Source organism: Rugamonas sp. GW822-FHT03B10, assembly GCF_058801745.1.
The window spans coordinates 23054-44484 of sequence record NZ_JBXANP010000026.1 but is presented as its reverse complement, the minus strand read 5'-3'; the positions used below and the strand labels follow the sequence as shown (position 1 = coordinate 44484).

At 64.8% G+C, this 21431-nt stretch carries 20 protein-coding genes; 9 read left to right on the top strand and 11 right to left on the bottom strand.

What is annotated here, in order from left to right:
• Positions 1 to 35: 35 nt before the first annotated feature.
• On the bottom strand, positions 36 to 977 hold the full coding sequence (locus tag AC1RQG_RS25610; protein ID WP_493135868.1) for a CysB family HTH-type transcriptional regulator: 942 nt from the start codon (positions 975 to 977) through the stop codon (positions 36 to 38).
• 256 nt (positions 978 to 1233) lie between these two features.
• Between AC1RQG_RS25610 and AC1RQG_RS25605 the strand changes: the two genes are divergently transcribed.
• The 7 genes from AC1RQG_RS25605 (at position 1234) to AC1RQG_RS25575 (ending at position 8210) form a co-directional block, all read left to right on the top strand.
• Positions 1234 to 2925 (top strand): nitrite/sulfite reductase, encoded by a 1692-nt coding sequence (locus AC1RQG_RS25605; RefSeq protein ID WP_493135866.1) that lies wholly within the window; start codon positions 1234 to 1236, stop codon positions 2923 to 2925.
• Positions 2918 to 3508, top strand: a complete 591-nt coding sequence (locus tag AC1RQG_RS25600; protein WP_493135864.1) for a DUF934 domain-containing protein — start codon at positions 2918 to 2920, stop codon at positions 3506 to 3508. The genes AC1RQG_RS25605 and AC1RQG_RS25600 overlap by 8 nt, the downstream gene beginning before the upstream one ends.
• 11 nt (positions 3509 to 3519) lie before the next feature.
• Positions 3520 to 4236 (top strand): phosphoadenylyl-sulfate reductase, encoded by a 717-nt coding sequence (locus AC1RQG_RS25595; protein WP_493135863.1) that lies wholly within the window; start codon positions 3520 to 3522, stop codon positions 4234 to 4236.
• A gap of 43 nt (positions 4237 to 4279) precedes the next feature.
• Entirely contained in the window at positions 4280 to 5224 is a 945-nt protein-coding gene (gene cysD, locus AC1RQG_RS25590) for a sulfate adenylyltransferase subunit CysD (RefSeq protein ID WP_493135861.1), read from the top strand.
• The gene (locus AC1RQG_RS25585; RefSeq protein ID WP_493135859.1) at positions 5224 to 6537 is read left to right on the top strand and encodes a sulfate adenylyltransferase subunit 1; all 1314 of its coding nucleotides are present in this window, start codon (positions 5224 to 5226) and stop codon (positions 6535 to 6537) included. The genes cysD and AC1RQG_RS25585 overlap by 1 nt, the downstream gene beginning before the upstream one ends.
• A 12-nt stretch (positions 6538 to 6549) precedes the next feature.
• Positions 6550 to 7320: a uroporphyrinogen-III C-methyltransferase gene (gene cobA / locus AC1RQG_RS25580; protein ID WP_493135857.1), complete on the top strand. Its 771-nt coding sequence runs from the start codon at positions 6550 to 6552 to the stop codon at positions 7318 to 7320.
• A 113-nt stretch (positions 7321 to 7433) separates the two neighbouring features.
• The gene (locus tag AC1RQG_RS25575; RefSeq protein WP_493135856.1) at positions 7434 to 8210 is read left to right on the top strand and encodes a glutaminyl-peptide cyclotransferase; all 777 of its coding nucleotides are present in this window, start codon (positions 7434 to 7436) and stop codon (positions 8208 to 8210) included.
• A 52-nt stretch (positions 8211 to 8262) separates the two neighbouring features.
• On the opposite strand, the gene AC1RQG_RS25570 is transcribed toward AC1RQG_RS25575, so the two are convergent.
• The 3 genes from AC1RQG_RS25570 to lptF are packed head-to-tail and all read right to left on the bottom strand — an operon-like array spanning position 8263 to position 10939.
• Positions 8263 to 8640 (bottom strand): sirohydrochlorin chelatase, encoded by a 378-nt coding sequence (locus tag AC1RQG_RS25570; RefSeq protein WP_493135854.1) that lies wholly within the window; start codon positions 8638 to 8640, stop codon positions 8263 to 8265.
• Positions 8640 to 9809: an LPS export ABC transporter permease LptG gene (gene lptG, locus AC1RQG_RS25565; protein ID WP_493135852.1), complete on the bottom strand. Its 1170-nt coding sequence runs from the start codon at positions 9807 to 9809 to the stop codon at positions 8640 to 8642. The genes AC1RQG_RS25570 and lptG overlap by 1 nt, the downstream gene beginning before the upstream one ends.
• Positions 9806 to 10939, bottom strand: a complete 1134-nt coding sequence (gene lptF, locus AC1RQG_RS25560) for an LPS export ABC transporter permease LptF (protein WP_493135850.1) — start codon at positions 10937 to 10939, stop codon at positions 9806 to 9808. Before lptF ends, lptG begins: the two co-directional genes overlap by 4 nt.
• A 111-nt stretch (positions 10940 to 11050) precedes the next feature.
• Between lptF and AC1RQG_RS25555 the strand changes: the two genes are divergently transcribed.
• Positions 11051 to 12544, top strand: a complete 1494-nt coding sequence (locus tag AC1RQG_RS25555) for a leucyl aminopeptidase (protein ID WP_493135848.1) — start codon at positions 11051 to 11053, stop codon at positions 12542 to 12544.
• Positions 12545 to 12613: 69 nt separating this feature from the next.
• On the opposite strand, the gene AC1RQG_RS25550 is transcribed toward AC1RQG_RS25555, so the two are convergent.
• The 4 genes from AC1RQG_RS25550 to AC1RQG_RS25535 are packed head-to-tail and all read right to left on the bottom strand — an operon-like array spanning position 12614 to position 14203.
• On the bottom strand, positions 12614 to 13066 hold the full coding sequence (locus AC1RQG_RS25550) for a hypothetical protein (RefSeq protein ID WP_493135847.1): 453 nt from the start codon (positions 13064 to 13066) through the stop codon (positions 12614 to 12616).
• 42 nt (positions 13067 to 13108) lie between these two features.
• Positions 13109 to 13594: a CreA family protein gene (locus AC1RQG_RS25545; protein ID WP_493135845.1), complete on the bottom strand. Its 486-nt coding sequence runs from the start codon at positions 13592 to 13594 to the stop codon at positions 13109 to 13111.
• Positions 13595 to 13598: 4 nt separating this feature from the next.
• Positions 13599 to 13787 (bottom strand): DUF1653 domain-containing protein, encoded by a 189-nt coding sequence (locus AC1RQG_RS25540; RefSeq protein ID WP_182161535.1) that lies wholly within the window; start codon positions 13785 to 13787, stop codon positions 13599 to 13601.
• 5 nt (positions 13788 to 13792) lie between these two features.
• A complete protein-coding gene (locus AC1RQG_RS25535; RefSeq protein WP_493135842.1) occupies positions 13793 to 14203 on the bottom strand; it encodes a phiTE_015 family protein in 411 nt (136 codons plus the stop codon).
• Between the two features lie 501 nt (positions 14204 to 14704).
• Between AC1RQG_RS25535 and xth the strand changes: the two genes are divergently transcribed.
• Entirely contained in the window at positions 14705 to 15469 is a 765-nt protein-coding gene (xth, locus tag AC1RQG_RS25530) for an exodeoxyribonuclease III (RefSeq protein ID WP_493135840.1), read from the top strand.
• Between the two features lie 22 nt (positions 15470 to 15491).
• Here the strand turns inward: xth and AC1RQG_RS25525 are convergent, their stop codons facing one another.
• From AC1RQG_RS25525 to AC1RQG_RS25515, 3 genes are all read right to left on the bottom strand, one after another.
• A complete protein-coding gene (locus AC1RQG_RS25525; protein WP_493135838.1) occupies positions 15492 to 19130 on the bottom strand; it encodes an EAL domain-containing protein in 3639 nt (1212 codons plus the stop codon).
• A 190-nt stretch (positions 19131 to 19320) separates the two neighbouring features.
• Entirely contained in the window at positions 19321 to 20985 is a 1665-nt protein-coding gene (locus AC1RQG_RS25520; protein WP_493135836.1) for a cation acetate symporter, read from the bottom strand.
• On the bottom strand, positions 20982 to 21290 hold the full coding sequence (locus tag AC1RQG_RS25515; RefSeq protein WP_493135834.1) for a DUF485 domain-containing protein: 309 nt from the start codon (positions 21288 to 21290) through the stop codon (positions 20982 to 20984). The genes AC1RQG_RS25520 and AC1RQG_RS25515 overlap by 4 nt, the downstream gene beginning before the upstream one ends.
• Positions 21291 to 21431 lie beyond the last annotated feature (141 nt).

The window sequence follows — 21431 nt, the reverse complement described above, 5'->3', positions numbered from 1 at the left end:
AGCTCTTTTCTCAAATTTCAGGTGATGCTGGTATTTCACAGTTCGTAATTGTCCTTTTCGCCACTCATGGCTTGCTCGATCAACTTGCGGTTGAGCGTGGGCGTGAGCAGTTCGATGAACGTGTAGATGTAGCTGCGCAAATAGGCGCCCTGCTTGACGGCCACGCGCGACACGTTCATGCCGAACAGGTGGCCGGCCGAGATGGCGCGCAGGTTCTTGTCGCGTTCGGCGTCGAACGCCATGCCCGCTATGATACCAATGCCCATGCCCAGCTCGACATAAGTCTTGATCACGTCGGCGTCGATGGCCTCCAGCAGCACGTCCAGTTTCAGGCCGCGCAGCGTGAACGCGTGGTCGATCTTGCTGCGCCCGGCGAAGGCGCTATCGTAGGTGATGATGGGGAAAGCGGCAATTTCCTCCAGCGTGATGGACTTGGACTTGAGCAGCGGATGCTCGGGCGGCACCACCACCACGTGCTCCCACTGGTAACATGGCAGCGTGATCAGGCCGTTGATGGACGCGATCGATTCGGTGGCGATGGCCAGGTCGGCCTGGTCGCGCTGCACCATGTCGGCGATCTGCTGCGGATTGCCTTGCAGTAAAGACAAGCGCACCTTGGGGAACTTCTGCATAAACGCCTGCACCACCTTGGGCAGGGTGTAGCGGGCCTGGGTGTGGGTGGTGGCGATGGTGAAGCTGCCGCTGTCCTGGGCCGCGTACTCCTTGCCGATGCGCTTGAGGCTGTCGATCTCCTGCATGATCAGCTCGACCGATTGGAGCACCAGCCGGCCCGGCTCCGTCAAGCCGCGGATGCGCTTGCCGTGGCGCGTGAAGATGTCCACGCCCAACTCCTCCTCCAGCTCGATGATGGCCTTGGACACCCCGGGCTGCGACGTGAACAAGGCCTTGGCCGCGTCGGTCAGGTTATAGTTTTGGCGGACGGCTTCGCGCACGAAGCGCAGTTGGTGAAGGTTCATTGCAGGTCGGATCCCCGGAATCGCGTCGAAAAGTGGTGTGCGCGCTAGCTTATACCGAATACGTATATAAGCAAATAAAGACTAAGTCGTATGGAATAAAGACGAAGTTTATTACTATTGCAGCTAGTTTGGGGATGGCTGTACGGCTTCGTTGCAAGAGTGACACCGATTTTCCGGTGTGACCGGCTCGAAAATGCGGCATTTCCTCCTACACTGAACGTGCCGGCACTCCAGCAAGCAAATTTTTGGGAAGAATATGTACCAATACGATCAATACGACCACCTCATCGTGCGCGAACGCATCGCCCAGTACCGCGACCAGGTGCGGCGCCGCCTGGCCGATGAGCTGACCGAAGCCGAATTCCTGCCATTGCGCCTGCAAAACGGCCTGTACATGCAGCGCCACGCCTACATGATGCGCATCGCCGTGCCGTACGGCCTGCTGGCATCGAAGCAGATGCGCATGTTCGCCCACATCGCCCGCAAGTACGACCGCGGCTATGGCCACTTCACCACGCGCCAGAACATCCAGTTCAACTGGATCGAGCTGGAGCAGACGCCCGACATCCTGACCGAACTGGCCTCGGTGCAGATGCACGCCATCCAGACCTCGGGCAACTGCATCCGCAACACCACGTCCGACCCGTTCGCCGGCGTGGCCGCCGACGAGATCATCGACCCGCGCCCGTACGCCGAAGTGCTGCGCCAGTGGAGCACCTTCCACCCAGAATTCATCGCCCTGCCGCGTAAATTCAAGGTCGCCATCAACGGCGCCGTGGAAGACCGCGCCGCCATCGCCGTGCACGACATCGGCCTGACCGTGGTGCGCAACGAGCAAGGCGAGATCGGCTTCAAGTTCATGGCCGGTGGCGGCCTGGGCCGCACGCCCATCCTGGGCAGCGTGATCCGCGAATTCCTGCCATGGCGCCACCTGCTGACCTACACCGCCGCCGTGATGCGCGTCTACAACCAGTACGGCCGCCGCGACAACAAGTACAAGGCCCGCATCAAGATCCTGCTGAAGGCGCTGGGCGTGGAGGAATTCGCGCGCCAGGTGGAAGAGGAATGGCAAGACCTGAAGGACGGCCCGGAAACGCTGACGGACGAGGAAATGGCGCGCGTGATGGCCTACTTCCAGCCGCCCGCCTACAAGACCCTGCCCAACCTCGACGTGCAGGCCGAGCATGCGGACAGCAAGGCCTTCGCCAACTGGCTCAAGCGCAACGTGCGTCCGCACAAGGTGCCCGGCTACGCGGCCGTGATCCTGTCGCTGAAAAAGACCGGCGTGCCGCCGGGCGACGCCACCGCCGAGCAGATGGACTTCATGGCCGACATGGCCGACCGCTACAGCTTCGGCGAGCTGCGCGTCACGCACGAGCAGAACATCATCCTGGCCGACGTCGAGCAATCGCAGCTGTTCAAGGTGTGGCAGGAAGCCAAGGCGCACGCGCTGGCCACCCCCAACATCGGCCTGCTGACCGACATGATCTGCTGCCCCGGCGGCGACTTCTGCTCGCTGGCCAACGCCAAGTCGATCCCGATCGCCGCCGCCATCGCCGAGCGCTTCGACAACATCGACTACCAGCACGACATCGGCGAGATCGAACTGAACATCTCGGGCTGCATCAACGCCTGCGGCCACCACCACGTGGGCAGCATCGGCGTGCTGGGCGTGGACAAGGACGGCAGCGAATGGTACCAGGTCTCGATCGGCGGCGCGCAAGGCAACAACGCGGCCATCGGCAGGATCATCGGCCCCTCGTTCTCGGCGCTGCAAATGCCGGAAGTGATAGACCGCCTGCTGCAGGTCTACCTGCGCGAGCGCTTTGAGGACGAACACTTCGCCGACACGGTGGCGCGCATCGGCGTGGCCCCGTTCAAGGAACACGTGTACGCCACGCCGATTGCCGACGCCGGCCGACTGATTGGAGAAGATGAATATGCCTGAAGCTGTGAAAAACCTGATCATCAAACAGCGCGCCGTGGTCGAAGACGACTGGTTCGTGCTGCGCACCGAAGCGGCCGAAGGCGAAACCGCCCCCGAGCCGGCCAGCGTGGCCGTCCCGGCCGGCAAAGTGATCGTGCCGCAAGCCGTGTGGCTGGCCCAGCGCGAGGCCCTGGCCGCGCGCGCCGCCGCCGGCGAGATCGGCGTCTGGATCGCCAGCGACGAGCGCCCCGAGGCGCTGCGCGAGGACCTGGGCCGCTTCGCCCTGGTGGCGGTGGACTTCCCCAAGTTCACCGACGGCCGCGGCTATTCGATCGCCTACAACCTGCGCACCCGCCTGGGCTACCAGGGCGAACTGCGCGCCATCGGCGACGTGCTGCGCGACCAGCTGTTCTCGATGCACCGCGTGGGCTTTGACGCCTTCGCCACCCGCCCCGACCGCAACATCCACGACGCGCTGAAAGGGCTGACCGATTTCTCGGAGACCTACCAGGCCTCGGTGGACCAGAAACTGCCGCTGTTCCGCCGCCATCTGCGCGAAGTGGGCGCGGCCAATGCCGGCACCGACGTCGGTTTCGGCATCTGACAGGAGAATCCATGAGCGATCTGACATCCCTCGTATCGGCCACCAACGCCACGCTGGCGCGCATCGCCGCCGAGTTCACGCCGGCCGTATTCGCGTCCAGCCTGGCGGCCGAGGACATGGTCTTGACCGACCTGATTTTAAAGGCCAAACTGCCCATCGGGATCTTCTCGCTGGAGACCGGCCGCTTGCATCCTGAAACGCTGGCCATGCTGGACAAGGTCAAGGACACCTACGGCTACGAGATCGCGCTGTACCGCCCGCAGCCGGAGGCGGTGGAAGCCTACGTGGCGCAGAACGGCCTGAACGCGTTCTACGACAGCGTCGAGATGCGGCGCGAATGCTGCCGCATCCGCAAGGTCGAACCGCTGGGCCGCGCCCTGGCCGGCAACAAGGCCTGGGTGACGGGGCAGCGCCGCGCGCAGTCGGCCACCCGCGCCGAGCTGCACGTGCAGGAGGACGACGCGGCCCACGGCATGGTCAAGTTCAACCCGCTGGCCGACTGGTCGGAGCAGGATGTGTGGGATTACATCCGCGCCAACAACGTGCCTTACAATGCGCTGCACGACCAGGGTTATCCATCGATCGGCTGCGCGCCCTGCACCCGCGCCATCGAGCCGGGCGAGGATGTGCGCGCCGGCCGCTGGTGGTGGGAGAATCCGGACTCGAAGGAGTGCGGCCTGCACCTGGTGGACGGCAAGCTGGTACGCATCAAATCCGTGGCCGCATAAGCCACACAGACAGACACAGAATCAAGAAGATAGGCACAGTCTAATGAATGCTCTAGTTGATAACACCGCCGTGCGCGGCCTCGGCGACGTCAATGCGCGCCACCTCGATGCGCTCGAATCGGAAGCCATCCACATCATGCGCGAAGTGGCGGCCGAATGCGCCAACCCCGCCCTGCTGTTCTCGGGCGGCAAGGACTCGGTGGTGCTGCTGCGCCTGGCCGAGAAGGCCTTCCGCCCCGGTAAATTCCCGTTCCCGCTGGTGCACGTGGACACCGGCCACAACTTCCCGGAAGTGATCACCTTCCGCGACAAGCGCGTGGCCGAACTGGGCGAACGCCTGATCGTCGGCTCGGTGGAGGATTCCATCAAGCGCGGCACGGTGCGCCTGCGTAACCCGGCCACCGATTCGCGCAACGCCGCGCAGGCCGTCACGCTGCTCGAAACCATCGCCGAACACAAATTCGACGCCTGCATCGGCGGCGCCCGCCGCGACGAGGAAAAGGCCCGCGCCAAGGAACGCATCTTCTCGTTCCGCGACGAATTCGGCGCCTGGGATCCGAAATCGCAGCGCCCCGAACTGTGGGACCTGTATAACACCCGAGTCCACCCCGGCGAGAACATGCGCGTGTTCCCGATCTCGAACTGGACCGAACTGGACGTGTGGCAGTACATCGCGCGCGAAAAGCTGGAACTGCCGCCGATCTATTTCGCCCACGAGCGCCAGGTCATCCCGCGCAACGGCCTGCTGGTGCCGCTGACGGACCTGACCCCGCCGCGCGAAGGCGAGACGGTGGAAACCCAGGTGGTGCGCTTCCGCACCGTGGGCGACATCTCGTGCACCTGCCCCGTGTCCTCGGACGCGGCGACGGTGGAGGCGATCATCGCCGAGACGGCCATCACCCAGATCACCGAACGCGGCGCCACCCGGATGGACGACCAGACCTCCGAAGCCTCGATGGAAAAACGTAAAAAAGCAGGATATTTCTGATGAACGCAAACACTGATAAATTGAACGAACGCGGACTGCTGCGCTTCATCACCGCCGGTTCCGTCGACGACGGCAAGAGCACCTTGATCGGCCGCCTGCTGTTCGACAGCAAAGGCATCTTCGCCGACCAGCTGGACGCCATGTCGCGCTCCAAGCACAAACGCACCGTGGGCGACACGGTCGACCTGTCGCTGCTGACGGACGGCCTGGAGGCGGAACGCGAGCAAGGCATCACGATCGACGTGGCCTACCGCTACTTCGCGACGCCCAAGCGCAAGTTCATCATCGCCGACACGCCGGGTCACGAGCAGTACACGCGCAACATGGTGACGGGCGCCTCGACCGCCGACGCGGTCATCATCCTGATCGACGTGTCCAAGGTCAAGCTGCGCGAGGACGGCGGCGTGGACCTGCTGATCCAGACCAAGCGCCACTCCACCATCGCCCACCTGCTGCAGATCGAGCACGTGGTGGTGGCCGTCAACAAGATGGACCTGGTGGACTACGACCAGTCCGTCTACGACCGCATCGTCAAGGCCTACGGCGAGTTCGCCGCCACGCTGGGCCTGAAGGACATCACCGCCATCCCGCTGTCGGCCCTGACCGGCGACAACGTGGTGGAAAAGAGCGACAAGCTGGCCTGGTACCAGGGCCCGACCCTGATCGAGCTGCTCGAATCGCTGTCCGTGTACGACGAATCGCACAACGCGCCGTTCCGCTTCCCGGTGCAGCTGGTGGCGCGCCACAACGGCCACGAGGCCAACGACTTCCGCGGCTACATGGGCCGCATCGAGGCGGGCAAGGTCAGCGTGGGCGACAAGCTGGTGGTGCAGCCGTCGGGCCAGAGCGCCACTGTCAAGGACATCGTCACGCTGGAAGGTTCGCACCAGTCGGCCGTGGTGGGCCAGTCGGTCACGCTGCTGCTGAACGAGCACCTGGACATTTCGCGCGGCGACCTGCTGGCCGGCGCCGAACAGCCGGCCACCCTGCTCAAGACGCTCAACGCGGACGTGTGCTGGATGTCGGACGAGCCGCTGGACCTGCGCCGCAAGTACTGGATCAAGCACGGCACGCGCCAGACCGGCGCCAAGGTGACGGCCATCGACTCGGTGCTGGACATCAACACCCAGCAGCGCCACAGCGCCGACGGCCTGAAGCTGAACGACATCGCCCGCATCTCGGTGAACGTGCAGCAGCCGCTGGCGGCCGACGCCTATGCCGACATCCGCGCGACGGGCGCCTTCATCCTGATCGATGAAGTGACCCACCAGACCGTGGCGGCCGGCATGATCCGCCTGGGCGACGCAGCTTAAGGAGACACAGCCATGCCAGCTCCCGGAAAAGTCTACCTGATCGGCGCCGGTCCCGGCGCCCAGGATCTCATGACGCTGCGCGGCGCGCGCCTGCTGGCGCAGGCCGATGTGGTGCTGCATGACGCATTGGTGACGGACGAGATGCTGGCGCTGTGCCCGCAGGCGGAAAAAATCCTGGTCGGCAAACGCTGCGGCCAGCTCTCCACCGCCCAGCAGTTCATCAACAAGCAACTTGTCGACAACGCCCGCAAGCACGCGCTGGTGGTGCGCCTCAAGGGCGGCGACCCGATGCTGTTCGGCCGCGCCGACGAGGAGTTGCGCGCGCTGGAGGAAGCCGGCATCGACGTGGAGGTGGTGCCCGGCATCACCACCGCGCTGGCCGCCGCCGCCGCCACCAGACAGCCGCTGACCAAGCGCGGCGTGGCCCGCAGCGTGGCCTTCTTCACCTCCAGCACGGCGCCCGAACACAGCGACCACGACGCCATCCCCGACACCGACACGCTGGTGCAGTACATGGGTGGACGCGAGGCGACGGCCACCGCCGCCCGCATGCTGGCCCAGGGCCGCCGGCCCGACACGCCGGTGGTGGTGATCGAGAATTGCAGCCGCCCCGACCAGCGCATCCGCCGCCTGACGCTCGCTTCCCTGGCCCACGGCCTCGGTCCGTCCCACGGCCCCGTGCTCGTCATGCTGGGCGACGCGATGAAGATGCGCAGCCATCAGGCGGCCGACGTCGCCGCCGCCATCGCCGCCGCCGTCGACGCGTTACAGCAGCGCGCCTGAACTTAACCGCACCGTAACTTAACCGACACCGCGCCGGCCCGTATAATGGGCGCTTTCGTTCAGCCTGGGAGGCGGCAGTGGGTATGGTGCGTGAAATCGGTCTGAAACCGGCAATGTCCAAATGGCTGCTGTGCGCGGCCTTGATGCTCGGCCCCGTGGCCGCGCCGGCGCTGGCCGACACCATTCCCGTCTACGACATCACCGTCGTCCACACCTATCCGCACGACCCGCAAGCGTTCACGCAGGGGCTGCTGTACCGCGACGGCTTCCTGTACGAGAGCACCGGCATGCACGGCCGCTCGTCGATCCGCAAGGTGAGCCTGGAGACGGGCCGCGTGCTGCAGCAGGCGAACCTGCCGGCCGACGTGTTCGGCGAAGGCATGACGGTGTGGGGCAATGAGCTGGTCGGCATCACGTGGCAGACGCAGGTCGGTTATGTGTTCGACCTGGCCAGCTTCAAACTCAAACGCACGTTCTCGTATCCGGGTGAAGGCTGGGGCCTGGCCCAGGACGGCAAACAGCTGATCATGAGCGACGGCAGCAACGAACTGCGCCTGCTCGACCCGGCCACGCTGCGCGAAACGCGGCGCATCGCCATCACCGTGAACGGCGTGCCGGTGGACCAGATCAACGAGCTCGAATGGGTCAACGGCGAGATCTACGCCAACATCTGGCAGACGGACGTGATCGCCCGCATCGACCCGGCCAGCGGCAACGTGGTGGGCTGGATCGACCTGAGTCCCCTGCTGCGGGCCGAGCGCAAACAGATGGGGCCGGACGATGTCCTCAACGGCATCGCCTACGACCCGGCCAGCAACCGCCTGTTCGTGACGGGCAAGCAGTGGCCCAAGCTGTTCGAAATCACATTAAAACGCCGCGCCGCCAAATAAGCGCTGAAAAAATCAGCGCAATTCAGCGCAATTCAGCGCGAATCAGCGCGAATCAGGGCTGGTCCAGCGCGCTAAGGCAGTAGTCGCAAATCGCATTGAGCACGGCCGCGTTCTCGCCGGCCGCTTCGGCCACGCTGATGGATGCCTCCGGATGGGCGGCGCGCAACTGCTCCACCATCAGCGGCAGGTCGCGCAGCACGTGACCGCCCTGCCCCAGGAACACGGGCACCACCGTGATCCGCGTGACGCCGCCGCGCACCAGTTCCGGCACCAGGTCGGGCAACTGCGGCGTCATGAATTCCAGGAAGGCCAGCGACACGCGCACGTCGGGCATGCGCGCCTGCGCCAGCGCGCGCAGGCGCTCGAACGGGGCGGCCCAGGACGCTGCGCGGGCGCCGTGGGCGAACAGGATCAGGGCACGCTTGGTCATCAATGTCTCTCCACCCACCACAAGGCGCCCAGCGCCAGCAGCAGGAACAAGGCGCTCGGGGCGATCGCCGTCACGATGGCGGGCCAGGTGCTAAGCAGGCCCAGATGCGAAAACAGGGTGTTGATCAGCAGGAAGCTCACGCCGATCATGATGCCGACGAAAATCTTCAGGCTCACTCCGCCGGCGCGCGTGTGCAGGTAGGCGAACGGCAGCGCCAGCGCCATCAGCACGAAGATGGCCAGCGGATCGAACAGCTTTTTCCAGAACGCGATCTTGAAGCGCTCCGTCTCCTGCTTGTTCTCCTGCAGGTGGCGCGTGTACACGGCCAGCTCGTTGGCCGACATGCGGTCCGGATCGGCGCCGGACACGGACAGGATCTTGGGCGTGATCTCCGACACCAGGTCCAGCGTGTCGCTGTGGCGCGTGGTGACGGCGCTCGACGCCTGCGCGTAATGGTTCTCGACATTGGCCTCGCTGCCCGGCTTGAGCAGCGCGGAATTGGTGAACAGATTCTCCGTCACGTCCGCCAGGCGCCAGGTGTTGTTGCCCTGGTAGGTGGCGCTCTTGGCCAGCGTGAGCGAGCGCAGGCGGAAGTTGGTGTCGAACTCGTACAGCTTGACGTCGGCCAGCTGGCCGTCGGGCCGCACCTCGCGCACGTTGAAGAAGCGCGAGCCCGTCACCGTACCCGTCATGCCGTCGCTCTTGACAATATCCTTGGTCCACATGCCCGAGCGGAATTCGCCCGAGACGGCCGCGCCGCGCGCCGTCAGCTTGATCTTGTCGGCGATGGGCGCCGTGCGCGGCGCGATCAGTTCACCGAAGATGAAGGTGACGATCACCAGCACCACGCCGATCTTGGCCAGCATCCACGCCACCATCCCGGTCGACATGCTGGAGGCGCGCATGATGGTGAACTCGGAGGTGGAGGCGAATTGCGCCATCGTGTAGATGGTGCCGATCAGCGCCGCCAGCGGCATCACCTCGTACACATGGCCCGGCAACAGGATCAGCACATACAGGAAGGCGTGCTGGATCGCGTAGCCATTCTTGCCGATCGACGGCAGTTCGCCCGTCAGGTCCATGAACGCCTGCAGGGCCAGGAAGGCCACCAGCACAAAGGCCACCGCCTGCAGGATGGAGACGGCGAAATAACGCTGCAGTATTTTCATTTGTCGGCGCCTTCCTTGCGCGCGCCGCCGCGCTTGAAGGCCGCCAGCAGCGCCAGCGGATGGTAGCGGTGGTTCAGGTTCAAACGCCACGCGAACAGGCCCAGCACGGCCAGCGCCGCGATCACATGCAGCGGCCACCACGACAGCGCGAAGCCGAAGCGGCCCTGCTTGACGCTGGCCTCGAACAGCTTGACCAGGTTGCTGTAGCTGAAGAACACCAGCAGCGCGATGATCAGATTGGCGGAACTGCCGGCGCGCGGATTGACGAAGCCGAGCGGGATGGCCAGCAGGATCAACACCAGGCACGTCATCGGCGAGGCGATGCGCCACAACAGTTCGGCGCGCGCCTCGTTGCTGGTCAGCTTCATCAACGCCATGGTGGTGAGCGCGTCGGCGCTATGGTCGGATTCCAGATCCTGCGCATGGTTGGCCACGCGCATGCTGTAGCGCTCGAACTCCATGGTCTGGAAATCGGCCTGCCCCGGCATGCCCTGGTAGCGGCGGCCGTTCTTCAGCACCAGATAGCGTTCCCCGTTCTGGGCCGTGGTGATCACCCCTTCACGCGCCACGATGACGGCCGTGCCATGCTCGTCCACCGTGTTGACGAATACGTTCTGCACCACCGGCGATTTGCCGTCCGCCCCTTCCACGAAGAAGATGCGGTTGGTGGACGCCGATTCGCGGAACTGGCCGGGCGAGACCTTCTGCAGGTCCTCGCGCTTCTCGAAGCGCTCGATGTATTCCGAGCTTTTCTGCTTGGCCCACGGGGTGGCGACGAAACTGAGCATGGCCGTCAGCAGCACCATCGGCAGGCCGAAGTTGAGCACCGGGCGTATCCACTTGGTCAGGCTCAGGCCCGAGGCGAACCACACCACCATCTCGGAATCGCGGTAGCTGCGCGTGACCACCATCAGCACCGAAATAAAGCTGGTGAGGATCAGGATAGTTGGCAGATAATTCAAGGCCGCGAACAGGATCAGGGCCAGCACGTCGCCCGATGCGACCTTGCCGCCGGCGGCCTTGCCAAGGATGGTGATCAGGGTCCAGGTGACGGAAATACTGAACAACACGGTGAAGGTCGCCCCGGCCGCACTGGCCATCTCGCGTTGAAGGGCACGTTGAAAGATCATTCGAAGCTTTATAATTCGGTAGTTAAGGATGCGAAACCACGCATCCTTAGGTTTAGTAAGATGCCGCGGCCCACAAGGCGCGCATGAAAAGCATACGACACGGAGAATCCAATGGACTTTAGCATAAAAGCATTCGACACAAAAAACACCATCGCGTCGGCCAAGGCCGGCTGCGTTGCCGTTGCGGTTTTCGAGAACAAGAAGCTGTCGGCCGCCGCCAAGGCGCTCGATGGCGCCGGTGAAATCACTGCCGCCCTCAAGTCCGGCGACATCACGGGCAAGGCCGGCAGCACGCTGCTGCTGCGCGACGTGAAAGGCGCGGCGGCCGAGCGTGTGCTGCTGGTGGGCCTGGGCAGCGACGACACTGCCAGCGAAAAGAACTTCGCCAGCGCCGTGGGCGCCACCCTCAAGGTTTTCGCCACGCTGGGCGCGAGCGACGCCATTATCGCACTACCGATGGAGGAAGTGAAAGAGCGCGATGTGCAGTGGGCCATCCGCAACGTGGTGCAGTCGGCGCATGAAGCCGTGTTCCGCACCGACGGCCAGAAGAGCAAGAAGGACCCGGCGCCGACCGGCGTGAAGAAGATCGCGCTGGCCGTGCCGAACAACGCCGGCACCAAACTGGCGCTGGCGCAGGCCATCGCCATCGCCAACGGCATGGACCTGACCAAGGAACTGGGCAACCTGTCGGCCAACGTCTGCACCCCGACCTACCTGGCCGACACGGCCAAGAAGCTGGGCAAGGAGTACAAGTTCGACGTCGAGATCCTGGACCGCAAGCAGCTCGAATCGCTGAAGATGAACAGCTTCCTGTCGGTCACCAACGGCAGCGAGCAGCCGCCGAAATTCATCGTCATCAAGCACATGGGCGGCAAGTCCAAGGACGCGCCCGTGGTGCTGGTCGGTAAAGGCATCACCTTCGACACCGGCGGCATTTCGCTCAAGGCCGGCGCCGGCATGGACGAGATGAAGTACGACATGGGCGGCGCCGCGTCGGTGCTGGGCACCTTCCGCGCCATCGGCGAGATGAACCTGAAGCTGAACGTGATCGGCGTGATCGCCGCCTGCGAGAACATGCCGTCGGGCCGCGCCACCAAGCCGGGCGACATCGTCACCTCGATGAGCGGCCTGACCATCGAGATCCTCAACACCGACGCCGAAGGCCGTCTGGTGCTGTGCGACGCGCTGACCTACGCCGAGCGCTTCAAGCCGGCCGCCGTGGTCGACATCGCCACGCTGACGGGCGCCTGCATCGTGGCGCTGGGCCACCACAACAGCGGCCTGTTCACGCGCGACGACGAAGCCCACGAGAAGCTGGCCGCCGAACTGCTGGCCGCCGGCAAGGCCGCCAGCGACACGGCATGGCGTCTGCCGATCGGTGAGCAGTACAACGAGCAGCTGAAGTCCAACTTCGCCGACCTGGCCAACATCGGCACGCCGGGCGGCGCCTCGTGCACGGCGGCCGCGTTCCTGGAGAACTTCACCCGCAAGTACACCTGGGCCCACCTCGACATCGCCGGCACGGCCTGGAAGTCGGGCGGCGCCAAGGGCGCCACCGGCCGCCCCGTGCCGCTGCTGAGCAACTTCCTGATCAACCGCGCCTGAGACACCCGCGCGTAGCATCGTGACGCATGGCGAACCGGCCCGGCCGGTTCGCCATTTTTGTTGGCATCGTCAGAACACCGTCACGCCGGCCGGTGGCGACGGCAAGCCCTCCCCCGCGTCGCCCTTGTGCATGGTGACCGTCAGCGTGGACGGATAGTCGAATCCCGCGCCCGTGTTGCGGTCGACGAAATAGCCGGCGCCCGCCGTCAGCACCACGTTGCCCCACAGGGTGGCGTTGACCTTCGATTCCACTTTCTCGTAGGCCCAGTCGCCGCCGTCCTTGCGGCAATCGATGCGCAGCGGCCCCGCGCTCTTGCGGAGGGTGAGGCGCGCCGGGGTGGTGACGAACCATTTGCCCACGTCGTTGTAGAGCACACAGCCCACGCCCGACAGTTCATGGTTGTCCAGGATGGTTTGCACCAGCACGTCCTGCTGGGTCGATTCGGTCAGGGTGGCGCAGCCGGCCAGCAGGGCCAGCGACGCCAGCGAGGCCCGGGATAAGCGGGCGGCGGGTCGGTACATGGTAAGCCTCGAACAGGGCGGAACGCGGTCCGCGACAGGGGATTATTTGCGCCGCAGCGGCACAGGCATATTGGCAGGAACGGGCACCGCCGTCACGCTGTTTTTCGGGCTGCCATCGATCAGGCGATCGGAATAGACGAGGTAGACGAGGGCGTTGCGCCTGGGGTCCACCATGCGCACCACGCGCACATGCTTGAACAGGATGGAGGCCCGCTCGGAAAACACTTCCTCCTGCTTGGGCAGCTCGCCGTTGAAATGAATCTCGCCCACCTGGCGGCAGGCGACGGAGGCCTCGGCCTTGTCCTCGGCCAGGCCGATGGCGCCCTTGAAGCCGCCCGTCTTCGCGCGCGACAGATAGCAGCTGACGCCACCCACGCGCGGATCGTCGAACACCTCCACCACCACCTTGTGGTCGGGGCCCAGCAGCTGGAAGGCCGTATCGACCGAGCCGACATTCTCGGCCCGCACGGCGGCGGCCCCGCACAGCAGGGTGAGGGCCAGCGACATCGCAAGGGCGTGGCGTCGCATACGCTCAGTTGATGGGCGCAAAACGCTGCACCATGACGCCGTCCACTTCGATCAGCTGAAAGAACACGTCCTTGGGCCGCACCCACACGGAACCGTCGGCCGCACGATACACGATCATGGGCGTCAGGTCCGCCTCCAGGGTCGCCTCGCAGACGAGCTCGTAGACGCCCCCTTTGTAGTGACGAAAGCGCATGGCCGTCAGTCGTTCTTCTTGACGGCCATCCGTTCCTCGGCCACTTCTTGCTGCTGCTGTTTCTGCTTCAGGCCCTGGATCACCTTGAGGATGTCCTCCATGCCGCGCTCGCCCCCGAGGGTGGAGAACGCATCGAGCACCTCGTTGAGCACCTGGGTGCGCACGGCGGCCTCGTCCGGATTGATGGACGGCGCCCGTTGCACGGCGGAGCGGGCGCTGACAGCCGCCTTCTCCGCGGCGGCCGCTTTTTGCGCAGCCGTCTTTCGCCCGCCCGGCGTCTTGCCGTGTTCGAGCGCCGCCTGCCAGATGACCCAGCGACGTTGGGTTTCGTAGACCAGATACTCGTCTGGCTTGTCTTCGCGCCGGCGGACAATATGGCCATCCTTCTGCGCCCATGCTTCAAATGCAGTACGCATTTTTTTCCTTTACAAATGCTTCGCGCATAGTTCACTGTTAAACGACAAATATTTCCACATAGTACCATCCATTAACGCACAACAACATATAGTGTACGCTATTTTGCAACAGATTTGCTTGCTGTGTGGAAACAAAAGTTTTTAACGCTGGTGGTCTAAGTATATTGCTGTTTGACCGCACTGTTAACTGATTCTAGTACCATTTTGATAACAATGAAGCATAATCGGCAATTATTTTTCCTTTTACCCGATTTTGCAACATTCTAGAACCTCAGACGGTCAAGACACAAAGGTTTTTGATGTTTTTTTGTAAAACACGACAGTTAAACAATTTGTTGATAATTATCATCGCATACCTGTCAGATTCATGCCACTCCCCAGCGCGCCGGCCCGCATCACGGGGACGGATGCGCGTTCGCAGCACGCGACGCCCGTGGTTGCGGTAAGATGCGCGCACGCTCGGCATACGCCCCCACCGACTTCGCAAGGAATCTTCGTATCATGAAACTAGCCACCTGGAATGTGAACTCGCTCAACGTGCGCCTGCCCCACGTGCTCAAATGGCTGGAGGCCAATCCGGTCGATGTGCTGTGCGTGCAGGAAACCAAGCTGACCGACGACAAGTTCCCCGCCGCCGCCATCGAGGCGGCCGGCTACCAGGTCGCGTACACGGGCCAGAAGACCTACAACGGCGTGGCCATCCTGTCGCGCCTGCCGATCACGGACGTGGTCAAGAACAATCCCCACTACGAGGACGCCCAGCAGCGCATCCTGGCCGCCACCATCGGCGACGTGCGCGTGGTGTGCGCCTATGTGCCCAACGGCCAGAGCGTGGACTCGGAAAAATACGGCTACAAGCTGGGCTGGCTGGCCGCGTTCCGCGACTGGCTGTACGAGCAGGCCCAGCAATACCCGCGACTGGCCGTGCTGGGCGACTACAACATCGCCCCCGAAGACCGCGACGTGCACGACCCGGTGGCCTGGGCCGGCCAGGTGCTGGTGTCGGACCAGGAGCGGGCCGCGCTGCTGCGCCTGAACGAACTGGGGCTCAAGGACGCGTTCCGCCTGTTCGAGCAGGCCGACAAGTCGTTCAGCTGGTGGGACTACCGCCAGCTCGGCTTCCGCCTCAACAAGGGGCTGCGCATCGACCACATCCTGCTGTCGCCGGCGCTGGCCGCGCGCTGCAGCGCCTGCGTGATCGACCGCGAACCGCGCAAGTGGGAGCAGCCGTCCGACCACGCGCCCGTGATCGCGACCATCGACTGAAGACCGGCGCGCCGCCGCCCGCTCAGGCGCGCGGCAGCAGCAGCTGGGCCGTCGTGTGCGGCACCGGCTGCGAGAACAGATAGCCCTGCGCGTACTGGCAACCGCTGCGCTGCAGCAGCGTGTACTGCCCCTCCGTCTCCACCCCTTCCGCCACCACCGACAGCTGCAGGCTGCCCGACAGCGCGATGATGGCGTCCACGATGGCGCCATCCTCGGCGCTCTGCTCCAGGTCCTTGATGAAGGCGCGGTCGATCTTGATCTTCTTGACCGGGAAGCGCTTGAGGTAAGCCAGGCTGGAATAGCCGGTGCCGAAATCGTCGATCGACAGGCGGATGCCCATGGCGTTGATCTGGCCCAGGATGTCGAGCGTCTGTTCGCCATGCTGCATCAGCGCCGTTTCCGTGATCTCGAATTCGAGCAGGCCGGGCGCGATGCCCGTCTCGTCCAGGATGGCGCGGATCGAGTCGATCAGGCCGCGGTGCATGAACTGGCGCGCCGACAGGTTGACGGCCAGCGGCACCGGCTGCAAGCCCTGGCGCTGCCACGCCATGCTTTGCCGGCACGCCGTCCGCATCACCCATTCGCCGATCGGCACGATCAGGCCGTTCTCCTCGATGATGGGGATGAAGTGGTCGGGCATCACCAGCTCGCCGTCCTGGCGGCGCCAGCGCAGCAGCACCTCCATCGCGTGCAGGCGGCGCGTGCCGATGTCCATGATGGGCTGGTAGTGCAGTTCGAACTGGTCCTGCGCCAGCGCGCTGCGCAAGCTGCTTTCCAGTTCGAAGTGGCGGGCCGCCGCCAGGTTCATGGTCTGGGTGAAGAACTGGTAATTGTTCCTGCCGCTGGCCTTGGCGTGGTACATGGCCGCGTCGGCGTGGCGCATCAGCGTCTCGACGTCGCCGCCGTCGTCCGGATAGACGCAGATGCCGATCGACGGCGTGATGTGCAGGTTGCGCCCCTCCAGCGGGAACGCGCCGGCCAGCGCCTCGATGATCTTCTCGGCCACCTGCACCGCCTCGTCCACGTTGCGGATGCCGGGCACCAGCACCACGAATTCGTCGCCGCCCAGGCGGGCCACGGTGTCGCTGGCGCGCACGGCGCGGCACAGGCGGCTGGCCACCTCCTTGAGCAACTGGTCGCCCGTCATGTGGCCGAGCGAATCGTTGATGGTCTTGAAGCGGTCCAGGTCGATGAACATGACGGCCAGCTTGCGCTCGGAACGCTGGGCCGCCAGCATGGCCCGGTCCAGCCGGTCGGCCAGCAGCGCGCGGTTGGGCAGGCCGGTCAGGCTGTCGTGGTAGGCCATGTGGTGCACGCGCGCCTCGGCCTGGCGCCGCTCCACGATCTCGCCCTGCAGCAGCGCGTTGGCGCCGGCCAGTTCGGCGGTGCGCTCCAGCACCCGCACCTCCAGCTCGTCGCGCGCGCGGCTGACCGCCTCGGCCGCCTCGCGCCGCGCCGTGATGTCGTCCACCAGCCACACGGAACGCCCGCGCGGATTGCCCAGGTCGAACGGCCGGCCCGACAGGCGGGCCCAGAACGTGCTGCCGTCCTTGCGCACCAGCTGGTATTCGGACATGTTGACGCGCCCGGCCAGGAAGTCGTCGGCCGTCTCGGCCCGGGCCCGCTGCCAGGCCGCCTTGTCGGCGTAGAACGCCTGCACCGACAGGCCGTTCATGCCGCCCGGCTCGTAGCCGAACAGCTCCTCCATCTTGGTGTTGCAGCGCAGGTTGTGGCCATGTTCGACCACCGATATCCCCAGCACGGCGCTGTCGAGGATGGCCTGGTTCTCCAGCAGCGCGTTGCGCAGCGTCTCCTCGGCCTGGCGCTGCTCGCTGCGGTCCTCGATGATCCAGATCGTGCCCTGGGTGGGGTCGGTCGGATTGACCACGTAGCCGATCAGCTGCGCCCACAGCACGCTGCCATCCTGGCGCTGCATCTCCACCTCGGTCTGGAACGGCTTGCCCACCGACAGCAGCGGCGAGGCGGCCGCACCCAGTTCTTCGTAGGCCTGCTGCGACGGATAGAGCGCGCGCCCCGGCAGGCCCAGCGCCTGGTCGGCACGGTAGCCGAACATCTCGCCGAAGCCGCGGTTGTAGCGCGTGATGACGCGGTTCTTGGTGAACAGGATGGCCATCGAGGCGTTGGTCATGATGGCCTCGACCTCCATCTTGGTCTCGCGGCTCTCGCTCACATCCTCCAGGATCCAGATGGTGCCGCCGTCGCTGTGTTCCGCGTCCACCGCCTTGGCCCGCACCCGGCACCAGAACAGCGAACCATCCTTGCGCCTGAACTGGAATTCGTCGCGCTCGAACGGCAGGCCGCAGCCCAGCAGCGGGCTGGCCTCCAGGCCGAATTTCGCATACGCCTCGGGCGACGGAAACACGATCGACGCGTGCAAGCCCATCATCTCCTCGCGCGTGTAACCGAACATCTCGGCCAGGCGCGGATTACAACTGAGCATGTGCTGCGCCTTGGAGAACAGGATGCCGACCGAGGCGTTGTCCAGGATCGCCCGCTGCTCCAGCAGCAGCTGCTTGGTGGCCTCCTCGGCCTTCTTCTGCGCGCTGCGGTCGTCGAAGATCCAGATCGAATCCTGCTGGGTGCGGCCGGGATTGATCACGTAGCCGAAGGCGTGGGCCCAGAAGGTCGAGCCGTCCTGGCGCCGCATCTCCATCTCGGCCTGGAACGGCTTGCCGCGCGCGAGCAAGGGACGCGCCTTCCTCACCACGGCCTCGAACGCCTCGGGCGTGGGATACAGTTCGGAGGTCAGCCGGCCCATGCCGCTGTCGCCCTCGAAGCCGAAGAATTCGCCGAAGCGCTGGTTGTAGCGCAGCACGCGGTCGTCGCGCTGGAAGCCGATGGCCAGCGGCGCGCTGTCCATGATGGCCTGCATCTCCAGCAGCGTGCGGCGCAGCTTCTCCTCGTCGCGGCGGCGCGCGTCGATGTCCTCGATGATCCACACAGTGCCGTCGTCGGTGTTGCAGGGATCGACGGCGCGGCCGAACAAACGGGTCCAGAACAGCGTGCCGTCCTTGCGGCGCAACTGCAGCTCCGTCGTATAGGATTCGCCGCGGCGCAGCGGCGGGCCGGCCTCGATCCCCAGTTCCTGGTAGGCCTGCGCGGAAGGGAGAATGACGATCGTCCCCATCCCCTCCAGCTCGTGGCGCGCGTAGCCGAGCATGTCGGCGCAGCGCAGGTTGCACTCCTCGATCACGCTGGCCTTGCTGAACAGGATGCCGACGGCGGCGTTGTCGAGGATGGCCTGCTGTTCGAGCAGCGCCTTGCGCAAGGCCTTGTGGTCGCGCTGCACGGCGCTCACATCCTGGAACACGATGGTGGCGCCGCCGCCCGCCGGCAGCGGCTTGGCCCAGGCCCGCACGGCGATGTACTGGCCGCCGGCGCAGTTGAGGCAACTGTCCCACTGGCGGCCGCCGGCCACGCCCAGCGCCGTGTCGAGCTGGACGCCGCTGTCGGTGCGCACATGGCGCGCGAACAGGTCGGCCACGGGCGCGCCCGCCGGGTCGCGCCCCAGCAAGGCCGCCAGTTCCGCGTTCGCCGCCAGCACCCGGCCCGCTTCGTCGCAGGCGCAGGCCGGCACGCCGATCAGCTGCAAAGCTTCGGCCACGAAATCAGGGTTGGTCGAGACGCGGTTCGTGTACACCTGGAGCCCCATGTAAAAAACGCTGCCCTCGCGACGGCAGCGTCATGCCCAGATCATAAACCACATTGCCGGCATTTTCCACTTGGCAAGCCGACGCTTCCCTCTATTCAGCGCCGGCGCGCTCACGGCGATATAAAAAAAACAGCCCCGGACCTTGCGGACCGGGGCTGTCGGCGTGACGATCCGCTGTTTAGTGCGCGGAAGCGGCGGCGGCGCCGATACCCGTCTCGGAACGCATTTCCTGGGCTTCGAAGCCGGCGCGGTCGATGCGGGCGCGCGGGCTCTTGTCGAGGATGGAGAACAGCCAGATGCCCACGAAGCCTGCCGTCATCGAGAAGATGGCGGGCGAGGCGTAAGGGAACCAGGCGTCCTTGTTACCCAGCACATCGACCCACACCGATTTCGACAGCACGGTCAGCACGACGGCCGTGATCAGGCCCATGAAGCCGCCGATGGTGGCGCCGCGGGTGGTGCAATCCTTCCACAGCACGGACATGAACAGCACCGGGAAGTTGGCCGAGGCGGCGATGGCGAAGGCCAGCGACACCATGAAGGCGATGTTCTGCTTCTCGAACAGGATGCCCAGCGCCACGGCGACGATGCCCAGCACGACGGTGGTGGCGCGCGAGACGCGCAGTTCTTCCCAACTGGTGACCTGGCCCTTCTTGATCACGGTGGCGTACAGGTCGTGCGACACGGCCGAGGCGCCCGACAGGGTCAGACCGGCCACCACGGCCAGGATGGTGGCGAATGCCACGGCCGAGATGAAGCCGAGGAACACGTTGCCGCCGACGGCCTTGGCCAGGTGGATGGCGGCCATGTTGTTCCCGCCCAGCAGTTTGCCGGCGGCGTCCTTGAACTCGGGGTTGGTCGACACCAGGACGATGGCGCCAAAACCGATGATGAAGGTCAGGATGTAGAAGTAGGCGATCCAGGTGGTGGCCCAGAACACGGACTTGCGGGCTTCCTTCGCGCTAGGCACGGTGAAGAAGCGCATCAGGATGTGGGGCAGACCGGCGGTGCCGAACATCAGCGCCATGCCGAACGAGATGGCCGAGACAGGGTCCTTGATGAAGGTGCCCGGGCCCATGATGGCGTCCTTCTTGGCATGCACTTCAACGGCCTTGGCGAACAGCGCCTCGGGGCTGAAGTGGAACTGACCCAGCACCACGAAGGCCATGAACGAGGCACCGGCCAGCAGCATCACCGCCTTGATGATCTGCACCCAGGTGGTGGCCGTCATGCCGCCGAACAGCACGTAGACCATCATCAGCGAACCGACCAGCACCACGGCGATCCAGTATTCGAGGCCGAACAGCAGCTTGATCAGCTGGCCCGCGCCCACCATCTGGGCGATCAGGTAGAACGCCACCACCACCAGCGTGCCGGAGGCGGAGAAGATGCGGATCGGCTTTTGCGCGAAGCGGTAGGCCGCCACGTCGGCGAAGGTGAAGCGGCCCAGGTTGCGCAGGCGCTCGGCCATCAGGAAGGTGATGACGGGCCAGCCGACCAGGAAGCCGATGGCGTAGATCAGGCCATCGTAACCGTTCAGGAACACGGCGGCGGAAATACCGAGGAAGGAGGCGGCCGACATGTAGTCGCCGGCGATGGCCAGGCCATTCTGGAAGCCGGTGATGCCGCCACCGGCGGTGTAGAAGTCGGAGGCCGACTTGGTCTTGGCGGCGGCCCACTTGGTGATGAACAGCGTGAAGATGACGAACGCGCCGAACATGGTGATGGCGGTCCAGTTGGTCGGCTGCTTCTCAGCCTGGCCCAGGTCGGCGCCGGCGGCCAGCGCGGCGCCGGTCACGCCCAGCATGGCCAGCAGGGCCAACATGCGTTTGAAGTTCATCATGGTTGCACCCGCGCGCGGATGGCCGCAGTATGTTCGTCGAACTCGCCGTTGGCGCGGCGCACGTAGATGCCGGTGATGACCACCGTGAAGATGATCACGAACAGGCCCATGGGCATGCCCCAGGTCATCACACCGTCGCCGATGCGGGTGGCCAGCAGCTCCTTGTCGAATGCGATCAACAGGATGAAGCCGTAGTACACGGCCATCATCATCCAGGTCAGCGTCCAGCCATAGCGGGAACGGACCGAGACCAGCTTCTGGTAGCCGGGGTCCGCCTTTATCTTTTGAACCAAATCGTCGTGCATTGCAGTCTCCTTCATTTTTTGTGATGCCTTTATATCAGGCTGAATCCAGATTAGCCCCGCTCCCTTACCGTTCGCTTACGCCGAAACGCCAAATGAGCAAAATGACACGGATCATGCAAATAGATTTACGCCGGCGAAAAA